Here is a 24,703-nt window from a genome sequence, read left to right as displayed (position 1 = left end):
ACATTTATCAGATATACGCAGGACTTAAAAGGAATTAAGCGCTGCCATGGAAGTGACCGTTGACGGCATGGATGCCGTCGTCGAGCCCTCCGGGATGAGTTCATGGCGAGTCACTGAAATGACAGTGCTTAATTTATTGCTGCGGACAGAGTTTGAAATTTGAGCATGCAATCAAGCATAAAAAAGCCCCGCTAGTGTTAAACACTGCGAGGCTTTATTTATCTAGTGCGCAGCTAACATAACCGCTGCGCCACCAAACCTAATTAGCTATTTAGGTCTTGGAAAAACTTCTTCACGCCATCGAAAAAGCCTTCAGCCTTTGGGCTGTGCTTCTTTGATTCGCCGGTTAATGTCGCCTCAAACTCACGCAGTAATTCTTTCTGACGCTCATTGAGGTTAACTGGCGTTTCCATCACGACTTTGCAGAGCAGGTCGCCCACCGCATGGCTGCGAACCGATTTAACCCCTTTGCCACGCAGACGGAACATGCGGCCCGTTTGCGTTTCGGCTGGGATCTTCAGGCTGACTTTGCCGTCCAGTGTTGGGACTTCAATCTCGCCGCCGAGCGCCGCTTTGCTGAATGAAATCGGCACTTCGCAGTAGAGGTTGTTGCCATCACGCACGAAAATAGCATGTTCACGTACTGTGACCTGAACATATAAATCGCCCGGTGGCGCACCAAACTCGCCCGCTTCACCTTCACCCGCTAAGCGGATACGGTCGCCAGTGTCGACACCCGCAGGGATCTTAACTGACAATGTTTTGGTCTTCTCGACACGGCCATCACCATGGCACTTAGAACAAGGATCTTTAATGATCTTGCCGCGACCATGACAGGTTGGACATGGCTGCTGTACGGTGAAGAAACCTTGGCGCATTTGCACTTGGCCTTGACCATGACAGGTGCCACAGGTAGTCGCCGAAGAGCCTTTTTTCGCCCCGCTGCCGTCACACACATCACAGCTGGCTAAGGTTGGAATACGCAGTTCTTTGGTAAGGCCTTTTACGGCTTCTTCCAGTGATAACTCTAGGTTGTAACGTAAATCTGAGCCGCGGGCCGCTTGGCGTTGACCGCCACGGCGTCCACCGCCGAAAATATCGCCAAAGACATCACCGAAAATATCGCCGAAATCTCCCGCGCCGCCGTAGCCACCACCGCCGCCACGATTAGGATCCACACCCGCATGACCAAATTGGTCATAGGCCGCTTTTTTGTTGGCATCGGTAAGGATTTCGTAGGCTTCTTTAACTTCTTTAAAGCTCGCCTCGGCAGCTTTGTCGCCAGGGTTGCGATCGGGGTGAAACTTCATCGCCAAACGCTTGTAGGCTTTTTTAATTTCACGTTCGCTGGCGTCACGACCAACGCCTAATACTTCGTAATAATCTCGCTTTGACATAATCTCATGCTTCTCAGCTTAAGTTGAACGAACGGGCGTTAGGGTTTCCCCGTAACGCCCGCCTAGAAATTAACTATTTGAAATCAATCAATTTGATTGAGAGCAAATGTTATTTCTTGTCGTCTTTCACTTCTTCAAATTCAGCATCGACAACGTCATCGGCAGTCGCGTTAGACTGTTTAGCAGCACCTTCTTGTGCGCCGCCTTGAGTTTGAGCTTTAGCCTGAGCAATTTCCATCAGCTTAGCAGACGCTTCAATCAGCTCTTGAGTCGCTTTTTCAATGGCTTCTTTGTCGTTGCCTTTAGTTGCAACTTCAACTGCGCTCATTGCCGCTTCAATCTTAGCTTTGTCGTCTGCTGGCAATGCATCGCCCGCTTCTTCAACTTGTTTCTTAGTTGCGTGAACTAAGCCGTCAGCTTGGTTGCGAGATTGCACTAACTCTTCAAACTTCTTGTCTTCTTCAGCGTGTGCTTCAGCGTCACGTACCATTTGCGCCACTTCTTCTTCGCTTAAGCCTGAAGAAGCTTTGATGGTGATGTTTTGTTTCTTACCGGTTTTCTTGTCGGTGGCAGAAACATGCAGAATACCGTCAGCGTCGATATCGAACATCACTTCGATTTGTGGCATGCCACGTGGTGCTGGCTCAATACCGTCAAGGTTGAACTGACCTAATGACTTGTTCGCGCTCGCTTGCTTACGCTCACCTTGCAGTACGTGAATGGTTACTGCGCTTTGGTTGTCATCGGCTGTTGAGAACACTTGCTGTGCCTTAGTCGGAATAGTAGTGTTTTTCTCAATCAGCTTGGTCATTACGCTGCCCATGGTTTCGATACCCAGAGACAGTGGTGTTACGTCTAACAGCAGAACGTCTTTCACGTCGCCTGACAGTACGCCCGCTTGAATCGCAGCACCTACGGCTACGGCTTCGTCTGGGTTAACGTCTTTACGAGGTTCTTTACCGAAGAAGTTAGAAACCGCTTCTTGAACCTTAGGCATACGGGTTTGACCGCCCACTAAAATCACTTCGTTAATGTCTGATACTGATAAGTCAGCGTCAGCCAGTGCCACTTTTAATGGCTCTAAGGTACGAATGATTAAGTCTTCAACCAGTGACTCTAACTTAGCACGGGTGATTTTCACCACTAAGTGCTTAGGACCTGTTGCATCGGCAGTGATGTATGGCAGGTTCACTTCAGTTTGGTTGGTGCTTGAAAGCTCAATCTTCGCCTTTTCAGCCGCTTCTTTCAGACGTTGCATTGCTAATGGATCTTTACGCAGATCTAAACCTTGCTCTTTCTTGAATTCGTCAGCTAAGTAGTTGATTAAACGGTTGTCAAAGTCTTCACCACCTAAGTGAGTGTCACCGTTAGTCGCTAATACTTCGAAGGTTTGGTCGCCGTCGTTGCTGTCGATTTCGATGATAGAGATATCGAATGTACCACCACCTAAGTCGTACACTGCAACGATGTTGTCGCCTTGCTTCTTATCGATACCGTAGGCCAATGCTGCAGCCGTTGGTTCGTTGATAATACGTTTAACTTCAAGACCTGCGATGCGACCCGCATCTTTAGTGGCTTGACGTTGTGAATCGTTAAAGTATGCAGGCACGGTAATTACCGCTTCTGTCACTTCTTCACCTAAGAAGTCTTCTGCTGTTTTCTTCATCTTTTTCAAGATTTCAGCAGAAACTTGTGGTGGAGCCATTTTGTTGCCACGTGATTCAACCCATGCATCACCGTTGTCGGCTGCAATGATTTTGAATGGCATGATGTTCACGTCACGTTGAACTTCGTCGTCTTTGAAGCGACGACCGATCAAACGCTTGATCGCGAAGAATGTGTTATTTGGGTTAGTTACAGCTTGGCGTTTTGCTGGCTGACCCACGATGGTCTCATCATCGGTGTAAGCGATGATAGACGGGGTTGTGCGATCGCCTTCAGCATTCTCTAATACGCGTGCTTTGCCACCATCGAGGACAGCTACACAAGAGTTTGTTGTGCCTAAGTCGATACCAATAATTTTACCCATGAGGTCCTCCGAAAAATTTCTGTCTAACTAAATTTATAAGTTGGTTTTGATATGGGGCCGGACGGTTTTTTTTCAAGTCCACTGTTGGCCACCTTCTCTGCCTTAACACCTATATTGGGACAGGGAATTTAATTACAAGGGCCGATAAAAAATTTTTCTGATTTATCTTTTCAAAGGGCTCGGCTGTATAAAATATTCAAAACCGCAAAATCCGCTTGCTTATCAGCAATAGCTGTTATTCAATCTGCGCACATTGAGTGATGTTTAAGCGCATAGGGTAATAGTGTGAAATCTTCAAATTTGGCGTATGTGTACGGCATGGCCGCGGTATTCCTCTGGTCGACGGTGGCAACCGCCTTTAAGATTGCCCTCGGATTTTATAGCCCATTACAGTTGGTGTTTGTGGCAGTACTCACTTCAATCATCGCCCTAGGTGCCATTCTCGCTTGGCAGAAAAAACTGCCGCTCCTTAAAGCGCAGCTCCTGCGTCGCCCAGCGTTTTATCTGGTTACCGGGCTGATTAATCCTTTTCTGTATTATGTGGTGCTGTTTAAAGCCTATTCACTATTACCCGCCCAGCAGGCACTCTCACTCAATTACACTTGGGCGGTATTGCTGCCGCTGTTAGCCGCGCCGCTCTTGAAACAACATTTGCGTAAGAGCGATATGATTGCGGCACTGATTGCCTACTCTGGGGTATTTATTATCGCCACCGGCGGCGATGTCAGCGGTTTTCGCTTCGACAGTCCGCTCGGGATTGGTCTTGCATTAACCAGCACTTTGCTCTGGTGCCTATATTGGATTGTGAACACTAAAGATCAAGGCGACCCCGTAGTCAGCCTGCTATTAAGCTTTTTAATTGGCTTACCCTTTATTACCGTAACACTGCTGCTGACCGATACCCTGCCCAGCTTTAGTTTGAGCGCCGTGATGGCGGGCATGTATGTTGGCTTATTTGAGATGGGCATTACCTTCGTGCTGTGGTTAATGGCACTTAAAACCGCGACTCGCACGGCTAATATCAGTACCTTAGTATTTTTATCACCAGTGATGTCGATTGGCTTTATTGCCTGGATTCTGCAAGAGACTATCGCCGCCGCAACGTATATCGGATTAGGTTTTATTTTGAGTGGTATGATGTTGCAGCAGTTATTCCCGCGTTACCTTGAGCGCAAAACCAAGCTCAATGCCAAGCTTGCAGACTAGCAGACTAAATAAGGCGTATCACTCGGGCATAGGCAATTTATGCCCGAGCTAACATTTTAACGCCGCAGAAAGGGCTACTATGGCGAACTTTTATTGCCCCTAGACTTTTATTGCACCTAATTGGGGCGCGAGGACGAGAGCATGACACCAGCCGTACAAATGGCAAAGAAAGCCAAAATTCCCTTTGAAATCTTAGAATACAGTCACGACCCACACTGCGCCGCCTATGGCGAGGAAGCCGCCAATGTGTTGGGGCTCGCCCCCGCGCAGGTATTTAAAACCTTACTGGTTGCGACCGATAAAGCCCATCCGCCGCTTGCCGTCGCGCTAGTGCCCGTTGACCATCAACTCAATTTAAAAGCCGTCGCTAAATGTTTAGGCCAGAAGAAACTGCAAATGGCCGATGCGGATTTAGCACAAAAATCCTCTGGCTACCTCGTTGGCGGCATTAGCCCCCTAGCACAGAAAAAACAGCTGCCAACGCTGATCGATACGACGGCTCAGCAATTCGATAAAATCTATGTGAGTGCCGGCCGCCGCGGCCTTGAAATCTGCCTTGCAGCGAATGACTTAGCAAAATTATGCCGCGGAACATTTGCAGATATTAAAACCCTTTAAGGCAAAATATCAGATATTGCTAAAATATGCTGAGAGCATCACAGCATTTATCCTCAACAGAGTTGAAAACTGCAGCATATCCGTCTATAAATTGAACTGTATGCAGACGACTAAGGATAGTCAGATGGAAAAATCAACTCAATGGAATCAAGAAGATGGCATAAGCCCTATCGGTTGGGTCGCCATGCTCATTTGTATTGCTCTTTTTATCTATGAGCATTTTTTCGGAAATGGTTTCACAACTATGGTGGTGATGCTCTATTGCACTTTTTTACTTCCCTCGGTACTGATCACCCGCAGAGTGCAGGAGAAGTATTTTTTGTATACCTTGGAGTACATTAGAGCCTTTCGTAAGTTCACCACTGCTATGTCGGTAGCATTTTTGTGCCTATGGTTAATTGCCACTTACACCCCGCTTATCCATTAACCGAGATCTTTGCCAACAAAAAAGCCGCTATTGCGGCTTTTTTAATGGAACGATTTGATAAAACGATAAAGACTAAGCGCGGCTCGTGTAATCACCCCATGCTAACCACTTATAGGTGGTCAGCGCCTCAAGCCCCATAGGACCACGGGCGTGGAGCTTTTGCGTGCTTACGGCTACCTCGGCCCCTAAGCCAAATTGGCCGCCATCGGTAAAGCGGGTACTGGCATTCACATACACAGCTGCCGAATTCACTTCGTTCATAAAATGCGTTGCCGCGTGGATATCATCGGTGAGAATCGCTTCCGAATGTCCACTGGAATAGGTACGGATATGGGCAATGGCTGTATCTATGCCACTCACCACTTTAATGCCTAAGGTCAAAGACAACCACTCTGTCGCAAAGCTTTGCTCAGTTGCCGGGAAAATATCAAAACCCAGCCCATCGAGCAGTGCATAGCTTTGTTCACACACTGCAAAACGCACACCTAAGCGATGTAAGTACTCGGCAATTTGCGGCACAAAACGCTCGGCAACCGCGTTATCCACCAGCAAGGTATCCAGCGCGTTGCATACCGTCGGGCGCTGCACTTTTGCGTTAGCAACCACCTCGAGCGCGCGCTCAAGATCGGCATGTTTATCGACATACAGATGGCAGATCCCAATGCCGCCTAAAATCACAGGAATTGTCGCTTGCTCGGCGCAAAGGCGCTGCAATGCTTGTCCGCCACGGGGGACGATCATATCGACATATTGGTCGAGCTTGAGTAAACCAGTGACTAAGGCTCTATCGGGAGAATCAATCAGCTGCACCGCATCGACTGGCAGACCTTGGCTCGCAATCGCGCCACGGATCACTTCACTAATCAGTTTGTTAGATTCGAGCGTCTCTTTTCCGCCGCGCAAAATCACTGCGTTACCGGTTTTCAGTGCCAATACCGCAATATCGACCGTCACATTCGGCCGCGCCTCATAGATAACCCCAATCACCCCCAGCGGTACGCGGCGGCGCGTGAGCCTTAACCCATTGTCCAACACTCGACTGCCAAACTCTTCGCCAACGGGATCGGCAAGACGCACCACATCGCCGATATCACCGATAATCCCCGCCAGACGCGACTCGTTAAGCAACAGCCTATCGATCATTGCATCATTCAAGCCTTCAACCTTAGCGGCGGCAACGTCTTTGGCGTTAGCCGCAAGAATGGCAGGAATATTCTGCGTCAGGGTCTCGGCAATCGCCTCGAGTAAATCCGCTTTCTTTGCGGCACTAAGATTCGCTAAGGCATAGCTGGCTTGCTTAGCCTGGCTGCCCAGTTGTTGTAAATATTGCGCTTGATTAGTTTCACTCAAAACAGACCTCGCTTATAAGACGACCATGTCGTTGCGGTGCACTATTGCGTCACCATAATCGTAACCGAGCACAGACTCGATTTCGTCGGAATGTTTACCCGCAATTAACCCTAAGGCCTCACCACAGTAGCGGGTGATGCCTCTGGCAATGATTTTGCCTTTTTGGTCAACCAATTGCAGGGTTGCACCACGTTCAAATTCACCTTTAACGCCAATAATTCCCTTCGATAACAGGCTACGACCTTTTTCGGTCACGGCTTTCACCGCGCCCGCATCGAGCACCAGTGAACCTTGGGCGGCAGGTCCCGCTAAAATCCACTGTTTGCGGCTCTCTAACGGATTTTCGATGGCACTAAAATGGGTGCCGACAGACTCTTTGCCGACGACTTTTTTAATCACATCGGGGTGATGACCCGAGGCAATCACCACTTCAATGCCCGCGCGGCGAGCAATATCCGCAGCTTCTAGCTTAGTCGACATTCCGCCCGTGCCTAAGCCTGACACTGAACCACCCGCTAACAGGCGTAGACTGTCGTCAATTTTCTCGACCTGCGAAATCAGCTTAGCATTCGGGTTAGTGCGAGGATCGGCATCGAATAAGCCCTTTTGATCCGTCAACAAAATCAACAGGTCGGCATCACACAGCAGCGCCGCTCGCGCCGACAAGTTATCGTTGTCGCCCACTTTGATTTCGTTCGTGGCGACGGCGTCGTTTTCGTTGATGATGGGGATAATATTGTTTGCCAGCAAAGCATTAAGGGTATCGCGGGCATTCAAATAGCGCTCTCGATCGTGTAGGTCAGCACGGGTCAGCAGCAATTGCCCCACATGTAAACCGTAGATGCTAAAGAGTTGCGCCCAAGCGAGAATAAGCTGACTCTGCCCGACAGCGGCTAATAACTGTTTATTGGCCATAGTGTCGGGCAATACCGGGGATTGGAGATGTTCGCGTCCGGCGGCAATTGCGCCAGAAGTGCATAATACGACTTCGACCCCTGATCTCATCAGTGCGGCCATTTGACGAGCAAGCTCAACCATATGGGCTTTATCCAGCTGTTTACTGCCAGACGTCAGCACACTCGTCCCTAACTTCACTACCACGCGGCGATACGCAATCTCACTTAAATTCATTATTCATATGTAGAAAATAACCGGATAATCCTTATACCTAATCCGCAGAGCAATTGGTAGTTAGTGGGCCGGATGTTGGTAGAAATTTTCAATTCTGCTTGGGATCGCGCATAAAAAAGGGCCATCGATTAGATGACCCTCAAAAAACCGTCTAATTGGCGACTGGCTAAGTATCAGCCGTAAATAAATTTCGCAATAAACATCGCTGCGAGCACAATCACCCCGATATTTAAATCGCTAAAACGGCCTGTTAACAGTTTGATGGCGGCATAGGAAATAATCCCCAGCGCAATCCCCGTAGCGATAGAGAAGGTCAACGGCATTAGGATACAGACCACAACTACTGGCGCTGCTTCTGTTAAATCTTCCCATTCGACGTGAACCAGTCCGGACATCATCAGAATCGCCACATAGAACAGCGTACCAGCCGTGGCATAGGCGGGGATCATCCCTGCTAATGGTGATAGAAATAAGGCCAAGATAAACAGTAAGCCTACCACGACAGCGGTTAAGCCAGTACGGCCGCCCGCACTCACCCCCGCGGTACTTTCGATATAACTGGTAGTCGTTGAAGTCCCTAAAGCGGCGCCCGCAATCGTGGCTAAACTGTCCGCAGTTAAGGCACGGTTTAAGCGAGGTAAACGGCCTTTCTCATCGAGGAAACCACCACGCTGCGCCACCGCAACTAAGGTGCCCGAAGTATCAAAGAGATCCACAAATAAGAAGGCAAACACCACAGACAGCATTGTCACTTCAAATACTTGAGACAAATCCATCGCCATAAAGGTCGGTGCGACTGAAGGCGGCATTGAGACGATACCGTTGTAATGCACATCACCGAAGATTAATCCCAGTCCTGTGATGATAAGGATGCTTAAAATCACCGCTGACTTCATGCCACGTTGCACCATGGCGATGATCAGGAAGAAACCTAACACGGCCATTACCGCTGGGAAAGCGGTAATATCGCCCATAGTCACTAAGGTTGCAGGGCTTGCGACCACAATGCCAGCACTCTTAAGACCGATCAACGCGAGGAATAAACCAATACCCGCAGCAATACCGATACGCAGCGACATAGGAATACTGTTCACAATCCACTCGCGAATACGCACTAGAGACAGGATTAAAAAGCAAATTCCCGACAGGAAAACGGCACCGAGTGCCGTTTCCCAGCTGTAACCCATTTCACCCACGACTGTGTAGGTAAAAAAGGCATTGAGTCCCATACCTGGGGCTAGTGCAATGGGATAGTTCGCCATGACACCCATCACAATACATCCCACCGCCGCCGCTAAACAGGTGGCCACAAACACGGCGCCATGATCCATACCCGCATCGGCTAACATCATTGGATTCACAAAAATGATGTATGCCATAGTCATAAATGTTGTCAAACCTGCTATCGCTTCCTGCTTGAGGCTCGTTTGATTTTGTTTCAGTTTGAACAGCTTTTCTAACATGGAACTGGGTTCCTTTTCTTTTAAAGTAGGTAGGGTCAAAAATGTAAACACTATGTAGTCGTGTTTTTCGCTGGGGATTATAGGGAGTTTGTGCTGGTCAGGCCAGAAAATTGATGGAGATTTTCTTGATAGAAATCGCTAAACAGAACAAAAAACCACCGAGCTTAATTTACATTAAAGCTCACGCCAAATAGGGGTTAGCAAGCCAATCTTAACACTGGGAAAATTCAAACGTCGTTCAGGATGAACAGCACATTGTTTTTAAAGCGAAATAATCATAAAACAGCACAATGCTTATCCCATGCAGGCATATTCGGTCGCCTCTGCGCCAAAAATCGTAGTGAAGTCGATAGCAAAAAGCCGGTGCCCTTAAGGACGCCGGCTTTTTGAGTTCAACGGGGAAAATGCTTAGAAGCGATAGTTAAAGCTGACGGTAAAGTTACGTGGCGCGCCGTAGTGATATACGCTATAAGCTTCTGGCAAATAACTAGAGGTTGACATATAGGCGTAATATTTCTCATCCAGTAAATTCTCTACGTTAACCTGCAGATCCATATTCTCAGCCAAATCGTAGCGCGCCATTAGATTCACCAAAGAATAGGCATCCTGCGTGATAGTGACATTGCCACCTGTAGAATAACTGTCGCTTTGCCAATTCACTCCACCACCAATGGTTAACTCTGGTAATAAATCCACAAATTGATAGGTAGTAAAGAGTTTAAATTGCTTACGTGGACTGGTTGTATCCAGCTTATTTCCTTCAGCATCTTCGGCTTTAAATTGTGAATAGCCTGCTGAAATATTCCAACCGTCGATAAACTCCCCAACAACTTCTAACTCGAAGCCCTTACTTTCCGTACCTTGGATAGCATAGTATGCGGTCGTTTGGCCGTTGGCGATTTGCTCTTCAGTCGGTACAAAGTCCGGGTCTTGTTTACCAAAGTTATCCTGCTCGATTTTAAACAATGCTAGCGATGTATGCAGACGGTCATCTAAATACGCACTTTTTAAACCAATCTCATATGCTTTCCCCTCTAATGGGTCAAGATAATCGCCACTCGCATCCTGTTTATTCTGCGGATTAAAAATCCCGGTATAACTGGCGTAAATACGGTGCTCTTCATTGATATCGTATAAAGCACCAACATAGGGCACAAACACACCATCATCACCAAAGTTAGTATCGGTACCATAGCTCACGCCTTCACGGTTCCAGCTTGAGATACGTCCACCGGCAATCAGTTTGAAATCATCGGTAATGGTCAGGCGAGTCGCCGCATAAAAGCCTTTTTGCTCGGTATCCATATTGAGCTGACGGTTCGCATTGGTCGACCATTCAGGCTCGGCAAACTGATTTTGTTGCCATTCGTAGAAGTTATCGACCACTTGTGAGTCCCAACCCGTCATATCGTCGCGGATAGGCTCATAGGTATCGGCGTAAGATTTTTGCTTACTATATAAGGCGCCCGTCACAAACTCATGGGTTTGACCAAAGAGGTCATAATCGCCCTTAAGCTGCACATCAAAGTTATTCGAGTTGCTTTCACCATGGCTATGATAACGCTGACCACTGAGCCCAGCACCCGTGTCTTTATCGAGTAAACCCGACATGTAGATCATCTTAGTGGTGGTCTCATACTCCATGCGGTTGTAGTTAGCGACCAGCTGCCAACCATTGCTGAAGTAGTGATTCAGGTTTGCAAAGTAGTTGATATTTTTGGTTTCCCAGCGGCTCCAATCGGCTGCAGTGGTGGCCGATGTATCCCAATCAGTGGCAGAACCATCACTAAAGACGGCGGGCAACGCGCCCCACATCGCCCCTTTGGGATCGTTGTGGTTATAGCTACCACCGACACGCAGCAAGGTGTTGGCCGTAATATCACTGTCGACCACACCATAGAGAATGGTTTTGCGGTCTTGATACAGATCTTGGTAAGAATCGCTATTCACATACTTAGCGACCAAGCGGCCACGGACACTGCCGTCTTCATTCAGACCATTGGACACATCCGCAGTGACTTGTTTTTTATCCCAACTTCCAGTGGCGACATCGACATAACCTTTAAGATCAGAACTGTCGGCATGCTTACGCACTAAGTTAATCGAGGCCGAAGGATCGCCAGCACCCGTTAATAATCCGGTAGCACCACGTACGACTTCAACGCGCTCGTAGATAGACACATCCGATACCGTTTCACCGGCATCACCACCCAAACTCCAAGATAAAGGCACGCCATCAATTTGATAGTTTTGCACGGTAAAACCGCGGGCCGAAAAACCGTTACGCACGTTATCGGTTTTTGAAGATGATAAACCCACAGTGTTGTTGACCACATCGACCACGGTATTTAGCGCCTGATCTTCAATCCGATCCGCCGTCATAATGCTGACCGACTGTGGCGTTTCCCGCAGCGTGAGTCCTAACCCCGTTGCGGTATCAATATTACGACTCACTGTGTATTTACCCATCACAGTGATTTTCTCGATATTTTGATCTTGTGTCTCTGTTGTTGAAGCGGTTTGTTCTTCGGCCATCAGTGCCAAAGGATTCAAAGCTAGGGTTACTGCAGCAGCAAGTGGAAGTAGATTAAAACGCATAGTCGTTCAGCAAGTTTCGTTAAGGTGCGCATACGGTAACACCATTGAGAACGATTTGCATTTGTATTTTATGTGACAAATGTAACAAATTCATCATTCTTAAGTCGTACAAAAAGATGAATAGATTGATGACAAAGTTTTATACTTTAAAAACAGATAATTAAATTAACTTTTGATAAAAGCAGTCATTTCGAGATGGCCGCAAAAAATTTTATGTTTATGGGAATAAATGAGAGGCATAGCGCCGTAACGACAGAAAAAAGCTAAAAAAAAGCCTGCTCAATGAGCAGGCAAGACATATTTCAAGCGTCCCTTTCGGGGAAGTACATTACCGCGCTAGCGGAAGAAACCTGGCATACCCATGCAAAAACACCGATATGCTACTTGAGTCTAAACACGCCAAAAAGGCGATACAAAGGTTGATGGATGATGGAAACTAGGTTTAAAGGGATAGTTAGCCCTTAAAGCTCATAGCGAATAAACCGCCACGCAAAACATCAGAGTTAATCCAAGTGTTTTGCCAAACAAAGTGATTCTTGCCTGTATAAGACATAGTCAATTACTCCTAAGTAAAGTTGAGATTAAGTACTCTAGTAAAGCTTGGCTCGGTTCCTTGGAACTAGAGATTCTCAAATCCGTTGAGACGACTTGTCACTCGGGTCCTTGGAGAAGGGTATCCATCCTGGATAGACTAGAGGGGATGGGCGCATTGCCCTGTCCACGAAAACCATTATATGTTTTCGTAGTTTTATTACAAGCTTTATTTGTATTTTTTTTAATTAAGGCTTTTTAATGTAATTAAATTACGTAAAACAACCAAAAATCTTGGCGACCTGCATCACATAAAAACAGAAATAACCCTGTAACCACCTAATAAGTAAGATATTACAGAATTATTTCTATTTATTACGTTAAATTGTTAACGATTGATCAGATATTGATACAGACCGACCAAGGGACTCGCAGTAGGTTTTCCATAGAGAGGATCGCCCTCCGTCGCACTGCCTGCGATATCTAAATGTGTGTAACCTAAAGGAATTGCGGCATTTATGCCATGTTCAAACAATCCCGAAGCCTTGAGCAGAAACGCCGCCGGATATTGATGCCCACGGGCCGTTACCGAAGATGGCGCATTGTTAGACGATAAAATATCAGCCGCCCCTGAGACTTCACGGATCTTGGCAAAGTCCTCGCGGCGCAATGTAGAAACCTCAAAGGGTTCGCCCCATTGGCTTGCCTGTAACGCGAGTGTCTGCGCACACTTGGCGCCACTGGCGACCGCATTTTCAACCGCAGCAGGATACGCCCCATAACAACGTACCACATGGCCCGTGAGAGTCGCGACCGAGAACAACTCTGGTTGCACCGCCGAAACCGCTTTAATACGCAGATGACTTAACAGGTCTGCCAATACTAAACGCCCTTCCGCATCCGTATTACCAATTCGCACCCGCACGCCCGCATGGCTAGTGATAATTTCATCGGTAACAAAGGCTTCGCTGCCAATGCTATTACGCACTAAGCCCAGTTCGGCGATCACCCGGATCCCTTTAGGCTTGAGCATAGACAAGGTTTTAAATAACCCCGCCACGGCAGAGGCACCACCTTTATCGCGGCTCATGCCCGCCATTGCGCCGCCGACTTTCAGATCGGCGCCGCCCGTATCGTAGACCACACCTTTGCCTGCAAATAGGAAAGTGCGGGTAATCTCGCCTTCGGGCAGATATTCGAGTTTCACCACCCGCGGTTGATGCCGCCCAACGGCAAAGGAAGAACGCGCCACCGCACTTAACAATGGATAATCGCGCTCGAGAATATCCCTGTCTTCCACGACTGCCGTTTTAATCACACTGCCTTTAAAGGCTTGCAAACAATATTCGGCAAAGGCTTTTGCCGACATACGCTCAGGTTCAGTGCCACATAAATCCCGCGCCAACACACGGCCAGCTTCTAATGCGTTGAGCAATTGACTCTTTTTAGCTGATAGAGACAGTAATCCTATGGCTTCAAAGGCTGGCGTTAAGCCCGTTGCCTCGCGCAATTCTAAGGTTTGCCATAATTCTTGACCGCAGGCGAGCGCCGCAACTTCAGTCGCAAACCCAAACTTGGGCGTGGTAGAAGGCACCACATAAAGCAGGGGACGCTTAGCGCCCGCGTCTTTAGCGATAGCAATGGCGGCTCTTGCCGCATCACCATAAACACGTACATCGGCATAATCATCAGCCACTTGAGTAACCGGCGCAATGATTAAACGACCACCGGCTAAACCGGGGGCAAACAATAACGTCGGGCTCTTACCGACACGTTTATCGACCTTAGCGCCATGCTCGGCCAATAAACTGATCTCATCAATTCCAATAGCACCAAGATCCGGTGTGACGACCACAACCGCATCCCAACCTTCACCATCAAAAATGGCATTTTCTGCTTGTACATCAACAAAGTTAACTTGAAACATGACCCATCCTTTTTCATTATTGTGCCTGCATTATTCCCGCTATAACGCTTAATTACCAATCAAAAAATCCCTTTGTCCCCATCGAAAAGACTGAGGGTGGCAACTTTCGCTGCCACAAGCACACATAGGCTTATCGAGAAGATTAATCGGTCGAGCAGAATGTGGTAGGATCAAGCCAAATTTGCCCTATACCCACAAGACCTGATGAGGGACCTCCTGTGACAGCGTTAAGTCAGTTATACCCACAGCCTTTATGGCAATGGTTCGAACAAATCTGTGCAATTCCCCACCCTTCCAAACATGAACAAGCACTCAGCAAACACATCCAAGCATGGGCTAAGAGTAAACAACTCGATGTCGTGGAAGATGCGGTCGGCAATTTAATCATTCGCAAACCCGCAACGGCCGGAATGGAAGATCGCAAAATCGTCGTGATCCAAGCTCACATCGATATGGTGCCGCAAAAGAATGCCGACAAAGTGCATGACTTTATCAAAGATCCTATCGAAGCCTATGTTGAAGGTGACTGGGTAAAAGCCAAAGGCACAACCTTAGGCGCCGACAATGGTATTGGCATGGCGTCAGCCTTAGCGATTTTAGGTAGCGACGATATCAAACACGGCCCACTGGAAGTACTGCTCACGATTGATGAAGAAGCGGGCATGACAGGCGCCTTTGGCCTGCAAGCGGGTATGCTCGATGCTGAAATCCTGATAAACACCGACTCAGAGCAAGAAGGTGAAATCTACATGGGCTGCGCTGGCGGTGTCGATGCTCAAATCACACTGCCTATGGTATGGCAAGCGTCGGAGCAAAGTTACGCATCATTTAGCCTGCATTTATCTGGCTTAAAAGGCGGTCACTCTGGGGTTAACATCCATTTGGGTCGTGGTAACGCCAACAAACTCTTGGCACGCTTCCTGTTTGAAAATGCCGATGAATTAGCGCTGGAATTAACCCAATTTACCGGTGGTTCACTGCGTAATGCCATCCCACGCGAAGCCAATATCAGCTTTATGTTACCCGCTGAAAATGTCGATGCACTGAATGAAAAAGTGCGCGCTTTTGAAGCCTTAGTCCGCGCCGAGCTGGCCATTGCCGACCCTGATATGCGTTTAGTGTTGAGCGAAATCCCAACGCCAAAACGCGTGATGAGTGAAAACAGCCAAAACACGCTGATCGACCTGCTGCATGTATGCCCTAATGGCGTGATGCGTATGAGCGATGAAGTCGCTGGCGTGACAGAAACCTCACTCAACGTAGGCGTGATTAGCACTAACGATGAAGAAGTTAGCATTCTGTGCTTAATTCGCTCGCTCATCGATTCGGGCCGCAGCCAAGTTGAAGGCATGCTCAATGCGCTGACTAATCTCGCTGGCGCTGAAATTGAATTCAGTGGCGCTTACCCAGGTTGGAAGCCAGATAACAGCTCACCCGTAATGGCGATTGTGCGTGAGACCTACGAGTCTATCTACCATAAAGAACCGGTTATCATGGTGATCCACGCGGGTCTTGAATGTGGTCTGTTCAAGAAGCCTTATCCAGAAATGGACATGGTGTCGATTGGCCCTACCATCCGCTATCCACACGGCCCGGATGAAATGGTCAATATCACCACAGTAGGTCAATACTGGGATCTGCTCCTTGCTGTGCTAGAACGAATTCCCGCTAAAGGTGAATAATCACTCTAGGTGAATAGTCGCTAAGCAGACTTAAATAACAAAGGCCGCAGAGGGTTTACCAATGCGGCCTTATTGTTGCTTCTATTTGCGCACTGCGTAAAGCTGATTATCGCGTTATCTAAACTAAACTAGGTTAGATTGGCGCTGAGCCAGATCCGCTCAGATTAAATTGACACTAAAACACAAAATCCAACTGCTTCGTTTCGCGTACCATGAGCGGCGAAAGCGTGTCTTTAGTCTCGGCGAGTCCAACAGAAACCCCGAGTAACCGAATTCCACGGCCCTCTTGCCTAGCCATTGCTTGGCTCAGTAGCTCATAGAACATCACCACGGAGACCTCGTCACTACGATGCTCGATGGTGGTCTGTTTAAAATCATTAAATTTAAGTTTGACCACCTGCTTATGGATTTGCCTCCCCTTAGCACTTCGCCCTAAACGGCTGGACAACTCTTGGATTAATCCCGGCATCACCTGTTGGCACTGCTCCAGCGTGTAAATATCCTGAGCGAGAGTGGTCTCAACGCCTACGGATTTGCGCTCGCGGCTCACAGAAATCCCGCGATCATCGATGCCATGGGCCCGCTCGACTAACACGGCGCCAAACTTACCAAAACGGGCAATCAACTCTTGCTTTGGATAAGCCTGCACATCGGCGCAGGTATTTAAGCCTAGCGAAGACAGTTTCTCAGCGGTCACTTTACCGACTCCGGGTATTTTCCGCAGGGATAAGCTTTTAACGAACTCGGGCACCTCATCGGGTGGGATAACACATTGCCCATTGGGCTTATTTAAATCAGAGGCAACCTTGGCGAGAAATTTAATCGGCGCCACGCCCGCCGATGCCGTCAGCCCAGTTTCGGCCAAAATATCACGGCGAATCGCCTCGGCAATTAACGTGGCTGAGCCCTTAAACAGCTTACAATCGCTGACATCTAAATAGGCTTCATCGAGGGAAAGTGGTTCGATTAACTCAGTGTATCGGGAAAAGATGGCGCGAATTTGCTGTGAGACCTCTTTGTAGACCTGCATACGACCGGGAACGAGGATAAGATCGGGGCACAATTTCAGTGCGTAGCCCGTCGCCATGGCCGAACGCACGCCAAATTTGCGCGCCTCATAATTACAAGTGCTGATGACGCCACGCTGCACCCGACTGCCGCCGACAGCCAGCGGTTTACCGCGGTATTCGGGAAAATCCCGCATTTCCACCGCAGCAAAATAGCAATCCATATCGATATGAATGATTTTTCGCACCTTGCATTCCTCCGACACTCAAAATACTGTATATAAAAACAGTAATCAAGTGCCGCTTACCAATTTGCCGCGGTGCTGTTTGCGCTTGGATTATAAGCGCTCAAAAAACAAAGGGAGCCCTAAGGCTCCCTTGATTTGCAACGTTTTGAATTAAATCTTAAATTGCCCAATGTTGCGGGTGAGTTCGTGAGTCGCTTGCTCAAATCCTTGCAAACTTTGGGATAAATCTTGGCTTGAGAGCAAAGACTGATCGGACAAACCACGCACGCTAACCACGTTCTGTGCTACTTCTTCAGCCACAACGGCCTGCTGGCCAATCGCGACGGTAATTTCCACCGTTTGCTGCTGAATCGACACAATCGCACTGGCGATATCACTTAAAGCTTGCTCCACTTGTGTGGTCAAGTCTTGCCCGACCCTTGCCTGCTCAACCCCTGATTCCATCACCTGCTCGGCTTGTAGCGCACTCTGTTGCAGGGTTTGGATAATGCCTTGAATGTTGGCGGTAGAATCTTGGGTACGAGACGCGAGAGTACGCACTTCATCGGCCACTACGGCAAAGCCTCGGCCCTGCTCACCCGCCCGCGCCGCCTCGATGGCCGCATTGAGCGCCAGCAAGTTGGTTTGGTCGGCAATGTTACGGATCACGCTTAACACTTCGCCAATTTGCTCAGAGCTGCTACGTAACTCCTTGATGACCTTGGCCGCTTCAATCACTTGAACCGATAATGCCTTCATACCTTCGGTCGCACGGGACACGATTTGGGTACCGTCATGGGCTTGGGTTTGTGCCTTTTCAGCAAAATCATTCGCCCGCTGCGCGCTAATTGCCATTTCTTGGCTTGTCTGTGCCATTTGGGTGGCTGCCGTGGCCACTGAGTCGATTTGTTGTTTCTGCGATGACACCGAAGATACCGCTAAATCACACACTTGGCGTGCATCCATCACCCCAGTGCCCACCTCTTGGGTTAAGTTGCGAGTGTGCAGTAACATTTGCTGCACCTTTTCGGCAAAGCGGTTGAAGGCATCACCCAGCTTGCCTAACTCATCCTCGCGCTCCATTAAAATGCGTTGGGATAAATCGCTATCACCTTCGGCAATGTCTTCCATCGCATCGAGCAATTTGCCGAGCTGGCGTCTAAAGGGCAATAACATCAACCATACTGTGATGCCGACCAAGAGCATAATCCCTAAGGCAACAAAACAGGCATTCCAAAAGGCTTCGGTCACTGGCGCTTCAATCACCTCATGGGGCAACATAAAGGCTAAGTGCCATTTTTGCTTAGGATAATCACCGCCCACGGACACAAAGGTTACCCGCTGCGGCACACCGTTAAAGGTGACTTCGGCAAAGCCCTGTGCTTCGCGCTGCATTTGTTGTCTTAAGGCGGTAAAACCTGAGGTGTCCTTAAACTGGCTATCGATTTGATTCGCAAGTGAGCCCGGCGGGAATTTATCTGAGAATCCGGGGAAATAAACCAGCTTACCTTCATCTGTCATCAGGAAGGCTTGGCCATAGTTGCGGTATTTGATTGGCGCTAACAGGGTTTTACCAATGGTATCGATAAGAATATCCATACCACCAATCCCGATGAGTTCACCATTGGCACCATAGACTGGGGTTTTAACCGTGGCTGAAATAGATCCATCGTTGGCATCGACCGCAGGATCGCCCACAAACAAGCTGCGCTGATCGATAGCCTCCTGCCACCAAGGACGCTTGTTAGTGTAGTAGTTTGGATCGCCATCGAAACGGCCATTAAGGTCGAAATACTCGAAGGTATTCGCCGAGCCAAAGAACACTGACTTCACATCGCTATCACGGTCGGAGAACGAGCGGAAATAGCGAATAATATCTTGGTACTGTTGATCGTTGGCTAAGTTACTGCCACGGGCATGATATTGGCTAAACCAATGGATAAGCCCAGGCTCGGCAAAAACCGAGTGGATCACTTGTCCCTTGGCAACAAAGTAACCACCAATCTCATTGGCCTTGAGAGCCACAAGCGCCGAAATGTCCGCATCCACTTGCTTACGTGTGTTATTACTTTCTTTATTCACGAGCAAAGCGGCAACTAAAGTAAGAAGTACAGCGAGGGCACCGACGATAGTTACCACTAACTGCAAACTAAGAGAACGTTTTATATATCTCATCCATCTTCCCGTCTGGTTAACCAACCACTTAACAAAAAAGCCTGCAAAAACAGTTTCACACGGTAACAATTTTTACCAGCCAACAACAGCCGAAATGATGAGAAAAAACGTAAACAAGTATTTGTAAAGAATAGACATTAGCAAAATAACAGGAATCGCTAAACAATCGACATCCATCAGAAGATCCCATCGCAATAGCGATTTTTTACAGAGTGTTAGACTAAATACTCAAAATCCAAAAACAAAGGCCAGTCATTTAGTGACTGGCCTTTGTGCTTAAGCTGCGTAAGCGGGCGTGGTTACATCTTAGTTTGCAGATAATTCGGTAAACCAATTCGGTCAATCAAACCGAGCTGTTTTTCTAACCAATACATGTGGTCAGATTCGGTGTCGTCGAGTAACACTTCTAAGATCTCACGGGTTTGATAATCTTTTTTCGACTCACACAGGGCAATCACCTTACGCAAATCATCGGCGACCTTATACTCATAGGCCAAATCGTTACGCAGCATCTCTTCAACGTTTGAACCGATGTTGAGCGCTTCCCGTGCGGCTACATTTGGCACGCCTTCGAGGAATAAAATGCGCTGTACCAGTTTGGCCGCATGGCCCTTTTCATCATCCGACTCATGGGCAATACGTTCATAGAGTTCGTTCAGGCCCCAGTCTTCATACATATGGGCATGCACAAAATACTGATCCATCGCCGATAACTCTCCCGTTAGGAGTCGATTCAACGCGTCGATGACTTCTTTATCACCTTTCATATTCAGCTCCTATGACTCACTAATTTGCGATTGAAGATAGTTTTGAATGCCGGTTAAGCTAATCAGCTCCTGCTGTGACTCGAGCCAATCTAAGTGCTCTTCTTCATCTTCAAGGATATCTTCGAGCAGATCGCGACTCACATAATCCTGCTCCGCCTCACAAAGGCTAATGGCATCCCGTAACAGTGTGAGTTGTTCCTGCACCATGGCCAAATCGCAATCGAGCATCTCTTGGGTGTGCTCGCCAATACGCAGTTTTTCGAGCTGTTGCAGATTCGGTAATCCCTCTAAAAATAATACTCGCTCGATAAGCTTATCGGCGTGTTTCATATCTTGGATGGATTTCTTGTATTCGACGTGATCTAGCTTCTCGAGACCCCAATGCTTGAACATTCTGGCGTGGAGAAAATATTGATTAATGGCCGTTAACTCACAGGTCAGCACCCGATTGAGTTGTCCCACCACTTTAGGATGACCTTTCATAAGTAACTATCCTTGATATGAGTGAAAGATTGATCTAAATCAAGCTTCTAGCCTAGTACAGTTTTCAAGCTAACTCAAATTTTCTTTATTTTTCACAAGCTTAAAGATAAAAAGCATTCTCATTATCGCTTAGATTAGCCAGCTATCCTCCTCATATATCAAGGATTAATTTTATGGGTACGCTCAGCAGGTAAGTAAATTCTCTTTCTTGCAGTTATAAAAGGCACTCGTTAACTGATTAGCATAACCCGCGTCACTCATCCCTTCGTGAACTTGCGCTTTCCAGAAGAAAATCGACGCTCCAAACCTCTGCTGCGCTAAAATCGAGGCAAAAAAATAGCCTCCAGAGGAGGCTATTTCAGTTGAAGCGGATAATTAAATGATCCTGTCTTTCGTTAACTTCTCACGGCGCGCTTCTTCTGCGGCCATACGACGCTTACGCTTGTCGCAGGGATCATCACAATCGCAGGCTTTTTCAATCCCTAATACACCTAAACCGCCACAGCTTCCTTCAACGGCTTTGCGCTTGATGAGATAACCTATCGACATAAGCAAAAAGAACAGTAATAAAATCACAAATGCCGCGATAAAAGTGCTCATGTTAACTCCAACTACTTAAGGAAAGGCTTGAAGGCGTCACTGTAGTAGACTTTAAATCCTTCGCCTTGCTTTTCTATTAGCATTATCGCCAAGTGTTCTTTCTTGGCAAGCTCCAATGACGCTTCTGTGCCTAAAACCATCATCGCCGTCGCAAAACCATCGGCCGTCATACATTCTTTATGCAAAACGGTCACAGATGCTAGCTTATGGTTAATCGGCAAACCGGTACGTGGATCAATTATATGAGTAAATCGCTGACCTTCTTCCTCATAATAATTGCGATAATCCCCCGAGGTTGCCATCGCCATAGTGCCAGGCTCAATCACCTGCTGCACCGCCATGCCATCATCGGTCGGTTTCTCTATCGCGACACGCCACGAGCTACCATCGCCTTTGGTGCCTTTAATGCTCAGCTCGCCACCAATTTCGACTAAGTAACCGCTTGCATGATACTTATCTAAAATAGAGGCCACTTTGTCCACGCCAAAACCTTTGGCGATTGAAGACAAGTCTACATATAAATGCGCATTGTGCTTGCTTAAGCGATTGCCTTCGATAGACAGCTCACTGATACCCGTTTTGGCTTTAGCCGCATCGATATCGGCTTGAGTCGGCACTTTGGTTGGGCGTTTATCGGGGCCAAATCCCCATAGGTTCACCAGCGGCCCTAAGGTAATGTCTAAGGCTTTGTCTGTCACGTTATACAAACGCATGCCTTCTTTAACCACTTTGATGGTATCCGGCGACACTTCAACGCTCTGCTCGAGCGGTAACTGATTGAAACGAGACAGTTCTGAATTAGGTCGATAGGTCGACATCTGGTTATTGACTTGCTCAAGTGCTAAGTCAATTTCGGCCTGCAACAGCTGGGCCGTTGGCATTTGCTCATTGGGAACCACTTTAATGTGGTAGGTCGTGCCCATTGTGCTGCCCGCGAGGGAGATAACCTCATCCTGTTTGCTACAGGCTGAAATAAAAAAGGCCAGACCTACAAGGACCAGCCAGCTCACTGAATGCTTTAACACTGAGGTTTTTAACACGGGGGTTTTTAACGCTAGGGTTTTAAACATAGTGACTAACAACTCTTTTGGATGCCCTTTAATGCAAAAGTTGCAGATGAGAGCTTTACTCCACATCTGCAACTCTTCTCACCTTGGGCTAATTCACATTAGCCGCCGAAGTCATCCAACAGGATGTTTTCGTCTTCGACACCAAGATTTTTCAACATACCGATCACAGCAGCGTTCATCATTGGAGGTCCACACATGTAGAACTCACAATCTTCTGGCGCTTCATGGTCTTTCAGGTAGTTTTCATACAGTACGTTATGGATGAAACCTGTGTAACCATCCCAGTTGTCCTCAGGTTGAGGATCAGACAGGGCCACATGCCATACGAAGTTGTCGTTTTCAGCCGCTAGGCCGTCAAAGTCTTCCACGTAGAACATTTCACGCTTAGAACGTGCACCGTACCAGAAGCTCATCTTACGCTTAGACTTCAGACGCTTCAGTTGGTCGAAAATGTGTGAACGCATTGGCGCCATACCCGCACCACCACCGATAAACACCATTTCTGCATCGGTATCTTTCGCGAAGAATTCACCGAATGGGCCAGAAATCGTCACTTTATCGCCAGCCTTCAGGCTCCAAATGTAAGATGACATCTTACCGCATGGTAAGCTCAAGTTACGTGGAGGTGGCGTTGCGATACGCACGTTCAACATGATGATGCCAAACTCTTCTGGGTAGTTAGCCATTGAGTAAGCACGGATCGTTTCTTCGTCAACTTTAGATTCTAACTTGAAGAAGCCAAAGTGTTCCCAGTCACCACGGTACTTTTCAGGTACGTCGAAATCAGCATATTTAACATGGTGCGCAGGCGCTTCGATCTGGATGTAACCACCCGCACGGAACGGAACAGATTCACCATCAGGGATTTGCAGCTTCAGTTCTTTAATGAAGGTCGCCTTGTTATCGTTAGAGATAACAGTACATTCCCACTTCTTAATACCGAAGATTTCTTCGTCAAGCTCGATTTCCATGTCGTTCTTAACATTCACCTGGCAAGACAGACGGCAACCTTTACGGGCGTCACCCTTGCTGATGTGATCTAATTCTGTTGGCAGAATATCACCGCCGCCAGACTTAACCACTACGCGACATTGGCCACAAGAACCACCGCCACCACAGGCGCTCGATACGAAGATACCGCTGTTCGCTAGCACGCCTAACAGCTTGCCACCGGCACCGGTTGTAATCGCTTTTTCAGGATCGTCGTTGATGCCGATCGTGATGTCACCGCTAGACACTAGCTTAGATTTAGCGAATAAAATCACTAACACTAAGACCAGGACGATAGCAGTAAACATACTCACACCGAGGTAAACCTCGAGCGGAGTAGATTTAAAAATACCAAGAATATCCATTAACTTATCCTTAGAAGGTCCAATTCAAGAAGCCGTTTGGTGTCTCTTACAGAGACACACCAGAAAACGACATGAAACCTAAGGCCATTAAACCAGCGGTAATAAAGGTAATACCTAAACCACGCAGGCCATTCGGCACATCGGCATACTTCAGCTTCTCACGGATACCGGCCATCAATACGATAGCTAATGCCCAACCTACTCCAGAGCCGAAACCAAACACCACACTTTCGCCCAGCTTGTAGTCACGCTCAACCATGAATGATACCGCACCGAAAATCGCACAGTTCACAGTGATCAGAGGTAAGAAGATACCTAACGCGTTGTACAACGGAGGAAAGTACTTATCCAGTGCCATTTCCAGAATTTGAACTAAAGCCGCAATCACACCGATAAAGGTAATGAATTTCAAGAAGCTTAAGTCAGCTTCAGGTGCACCAGCCCAAGCCAGTGCGCCAGGTGCTAACAGCCCTTGGTAAATAACTTGGTTAGCAGGAACAGAGATAGTTAACACTACAACTACCGCAATCCCTAGGCCCATCGCGGTAGTCACTTTCTTCGATACCGCTAAGAAAGTACACATACCTAAGAAGAAGGCCAGTGCCATGTTTTCAATGAAAACAGAGCGAATTAACAGGCTAATATAATGTTCCATCTCAA

The 24,703-nt window shown here is 47.7% G+C and carries 19 protein-coding genes; 4 read left to right on the top strand and 15 right to left on the bottom strand.

What is annotated here, in order from left to right:
• Nucleotides 1–263: 263 nt before the first annotated feature.
• Both dnaJ and dnaK read right to left on the bottom strand, forming a co-directional pair.
• Complete coding sequence (dnaJ, locus tag N7386_RS04885) at nucleotides 264–1,397, bottom strand: molecular chaperone DnaJ (RefSeq protein ID WP_011716086.1); 1,134 nt, start codon at nucleotides 1,395–1,397, stop codon at nucleotides 264–266.
• A 109-nt stretch (nucleotides 1,398–1,506) separates the two neighbouring features.
• Complete coding sequence (gene dnaK, locus N7386_RS04880) at nucleotides 1,507–3,426, bottom strand: molecular chaperone DnaK (protein WP_011716085.1); 1,920 nt, start codon at nucleotides 3,424–3,426, stop codon at nucleotides 1,507–1,509.
• Nucleotides 3,427–3,711: 285 nt separating this feature from the next.
• Between dnaK and N7386_RS04875 the strand changes: the two genes are divergently transcribed.
• The 3 genes from N7386_RS04875 (at nucleotide 3,712) to N7386_RS04865 (ending at nucleotide 5,677) form a co-directional block, all read left to right on the top strand.
• Nucleotides 3,712–4,632: a DMT family transporter gene (locus N7386_RS04875; RefSeq protein WP_126512556.1), complete on the top strand. Its 921-nt coding sequence runs from the start codon at nucleotides 3,712–3,714 to the stop codon at nucleotides 4,630–4,632.
• Nucleotides 4,633–4,773: 141 nt separating this feature from the next.
• The gene (ybaK, locus tag N7386_RS04870; protein ID WP_279767220.1) at nucleotides 4,774–5,250 is read left to right on the top strand and encodes a Cys-tRNA(Pro) deacylase; all 477 of its coding nucleotides are present in this window, start codon (nucleotides 4,774–4,776) and stop codon (nucleotides 5,248–5,250) included.
• Nucleotides 5,251–5,374: 124 nt separating this feature from the next.
• Nucleotides 5,375–5,677 (top strand): hypothetical protein, encoded by a 303-nt coding sequence (locus tag N7386_RS04865; RefSeq protein WP_011716082.1) that lies wholly within the window; start codon nucleotides 5,375–5,377, stop codon nucleotides 5,675–5,677.
• Between the two features lie 72 nt (nucleotides 5,678–5,749).
• Here the strand turns inward: N7386_RS04865 and N7386_RS04860 are convergent, their stop codons facing one another.
• The 5 genes from N7386_RS04860 to N7386_RS04840 all read right to left on the bottom strand — a co-directional run bounded on the left by N7386_RS04860 (nucleotide 5,750) and on the right by N7386_RS04840 (nucleotide 14,677).
• A complete protein-coding gene (locus N7386_RS04860; protein ID WP_279767217.1) occupies nucleotides 5,750–7,027 on the bottom strand; it encodes a glutamate-5-semialdehyde dehydrogenase in 1,278 nt (425 codons plus the stop codon).
• Nucleotides 7,028–7,039: 12 nt separating this feature from the next.
• On the bottom strand, nucleotides 7,040–8,158 hold the full coding sequence (gene proB, locus N7386_RS04855) for a glutamate 5-kinase (RefSeq protein ID WP_279767214.1): 1,119 nt from the start codon (nucleotides 8,156–8,158) through the stop codon (nucleotides 7,040–7,042).
• Between the two features lie 173 nt (nucleotides 8,159–8,331).
• Entirely contained in the window at nucleotides 8,332–9,621 is a 1,290-nt protein-coding gene (locus N7386_RS04850; RefSeq protein ID WP_011716079.1) for an NCS2 family permease, read from the bottom strand.
• A gap of 408 nt (nucleotides 9,622–10,029) precedes the next feature.
• Entirely contained in the window at nucleotides 10,030–12,219 is a 2,190-nt protein-coding gene (locus tag N7386_RS04845; protein WP_279767211.1) for a TonB-dependent siderophore receptor, read from the bottom strand.
• A gap of 919 nt (nucleotides 12,220–13,138) precedes the next feature.
• Complete coding sequence (locus N7386_RS04840; protein ID WP_279767209.1) at nucleotides 13,139–14,677, bottom strand: leucyl aminopeptidase family protein; 1,539 nt, start codon at nucleotides 14,675–14,677, stop codon at nucleotides 13,139–13,141.
• Between the two features lie 218 nt (nucleotides 14,678–14,895).
• On the opposite strand from N7386_RS04840, the gene N7386_RS04835 reads away from it, so the two are divergent.
• On the top strand, nucleotides 14,896–16,359 hold the full coding sequence (locus N7386_RS04835) for an aminoacyl-histidine dipeptidase (protein WP_089068321.1): 1,464 nt from the start codon (nucleotides 14,896–14,898) through the stop codon (nucleotides 16,357–16,359).
• A gap of 175 nt (nucleotides 16,360–16,534) precedes the next feature.
• Here the strand turns inward: N7386_RS04835 and dinB are convergent, their stop codons facing one another.
• The 8 genes from dinB to nqrE form a co-directional block, all read right to left on the bottom strand.
• Nucleotides 16,535–17,614: a DNA polymerase IV gene (gene dinB / locus N7386_RS04830; protein WP_279767208.1), complete on the bottom strand. Its 1,080-nt coding sequence runs from the start codon at nucleotides 17,612–17,614 to the stop codon at nucleotides 16,535–16,537.
• Nucleotides 17,615–17,764: 150 nt separating this feature from the next.
• Nucleotides 17,765–19,768 (bottom strand): methyl-accepting chemotaxis protein, encoded by a 2,004-nt coding sequence (locus N7386_RS04825; RefSeq protein ID WP_011625413.1) that lies wholly within the window; start codon nucleotides 19,766–19,768, stop codon nucleotides 17,765–17,767.
• Between the two features lie 299 nt (nucleotides 19,769–20,067).
• Nucleotides 20,068–20,535 carry a bacterioferritin gene (bfr, locus tag N7386_RS04820; protein WP_011625412.1) on the bottom strand — a complete coding sequence of 156 codons (468 nt, stop codon included), beginning with the start codon at nucleotides 20,533–20,535 and terminating at the stop codon, nucleotides 20,068–20,070.
• Between the two features lie 9 nt (nucleotides 20,536–20,544).
• Nucleotides 20,545–21,018, bottom strand: a complete 474-nt coding sequence (bfr, locus tag N7386_RS04815) for a bacterioferritin (protein WP_011621736.1) — start codon at nucleotides 21,016–21,018, stop codon at nucleotides 20,545–20,547.
• Nucleotides 21,019–21,393: 375 nt separating this feature from the next.
• A complete protein-coding gene (gene nqrM, locus N7386_RS04810) occupies nucleotides 21,394–21,618 on the bottom strand; it encodes a (Na+)-NQR maturation NqrM (protein WP_007645837.1) in 225 nt (74 codons plus the stop codon).
• 11 nt (nucleotides 21,619–21,629) lie between these two features.
• Complete coding sequence (locus tag N7386_RS04805) at nucleotides 21,630–22,688, bottom strand: FAD:protein FMN transferase (protein WP_089068993.1); 1,059 nt, start codon at nucleotides 22,686–22,688, stop codon at nucleotides 21,630–21,632.
• A gap of 98 nt (nucleotides 22,689–22,786) precedes the next feature.
• The gene (gene nqrF / locus N7386_RS04800; RefSeq protein WP_011621734.1) at nucleotides 22,787–24,043 is read right to left on the bottom strand and encodes an NADH:ubiquinone reductase (Na(+)-transporting) subunit F; all 1,257 of its coding nucleotides are present in this window, start codon (nucleotides 24,041–24,043) and stop codon (nucleotides 22,787–22,789) included.
• Nucleotides 24,044–24,089: 46 nt separating this feature from the next.
• Entirely contained in the window at nucleotides 24,090–24,698 is a 609-nt protein-coding gene (nqrE, locus tag N7386_RS04795) for an NADH:ubiquinone reductase (Na(+)-transporting) subunit E (protein WP_006080469.1), read from the bottom strand.
• Between the last annotated feature and the right edge of the window lie 5 nt (nucleotides 24,699–24,703).

This window comes from Shewanella sp. GD04112 (assembly GCF_029835735.1).
In the GTDB taxonomy this organism is placed as follows: domain Bacteria; phylum Pseudomonadota; class Gammaproteobacteria; order Enterobacterales; family Shewanellaceae; genus Shewanella.
Note: the sequence above shows the minus strand (reverse complement) of the source record. Positions and strands in the feature narration are given on the sequence as shown.

What these genes read in the sequence shown, in the direction of transcription:
- N7386_RS04825 (WP_011625413.1), bottom strand. Translation starts at nt 19,768, where the DNA reads ATGAGATATATAAAACGTTCTCTTAGTTTGCAGTTAGTGGTAACTATC.
- N7386_RS04845 (WP_279767211.1), bottom strand. Translation starts at nt 12,219, where the DNA reads ATGCGTTTTAATCTACTTCCACTTGCTGCTGCAGTAACCCTAGCTTTG.
- N7386_RS04865 (WP_011716082.1), top strand. Translation starts at nt 5,375, where the DNA reads ATGGAAAAATCAACTCAATGGAATCAAGAAGATGGCATAAGCCCTATC.
- bfr (WP_011625412.1), bottom strand. Translation starts at nt 20,535, where the DNA reads ATGAAAGGTGATAAAGAAGTCATCGACGCGTTGAATCGACTCCTAACG.
- N7386_RS04805 (WP_089068993.1), bottom strand. Translation starts at nt 22,688, where the DNA reads ATGTTTAAAACCCTAGCGTTAAAAACCCCCGTGTTAAAAACCTCAGTG.
- nqrM (WP_007645837.1), bottom strand. Translation starts at nt 21,618, where the DNA reads ATGAGCACTTTTATCGCGGCATTTGTGATTTTATTACTGTTCTTTTTG.
- nqrE (WP_006080469.1), bottom strand. Translation starts at nt 24,698, where the DNA reads ATGGAACATTATATTAGCCTGTTAATTCGCTCTGTTTTCATTGAAAAC.
- bfr (WP_011621736.1), bottom strand. Translation starts at nt 21,018, where the DNA reads ATGAAAGGTCATCCTAAAGTGGTGGGACAACTCAATCGGGTGCTGACC.
- ybaK (WP_279767220.1), top strand. Translation starts at nt 4,774, where the DNA reads ATGACACCAGCCGTACAAATGGCAAAGAAAGCCAAAATTCCCTTTGAA.
- nqrF (WP_011621734.1), bottom strand. Translation starts at nt 24,043, where the DNA reads ATGGATATTCTTGGTATTTTTAAATCTACTCCGCTCGAGGTTTACCTC.
- dnaJ (WP_011716086.1), bottom strand. Translation starts at nt 1,397, where the DNA reads ATGTCAAAGCGAGATTATTACGAAGTATTAGGCGTTGGTCGTGACGCC.
- N7386_RS04840 (WP_279767209.1), bottom strand. Translation starts at nt 14,677, where the DNA reads ATGTTTCAAGTTAACTTTGTTGATGTACAAGCAGAAAATGCCATTTTT.
- proB (WP_279767214.1), bottom strand. Translation starts at nt 8,158, where the DNA reads ATGAATTTAAGTGAGATTGCGTATCGCCGCGTGGTAGTGAAGTTAGGG.
- dnaK (WP_011716085.1), bottom strand. Translation starts at nt 3,426, where the DNA reads ATGGGTAAAATTATTGGTATCGACTTAGGCACAACAAACTCTTGTGTA.
- N7386_RS04850 (WP_011716079.1), bottom strand. Translation starts at nt 9,621, where the DNA reads ATGTTAGAAAAGCTGTTCAAACTGAAACAAAATCAAACGAGCCTCAAG.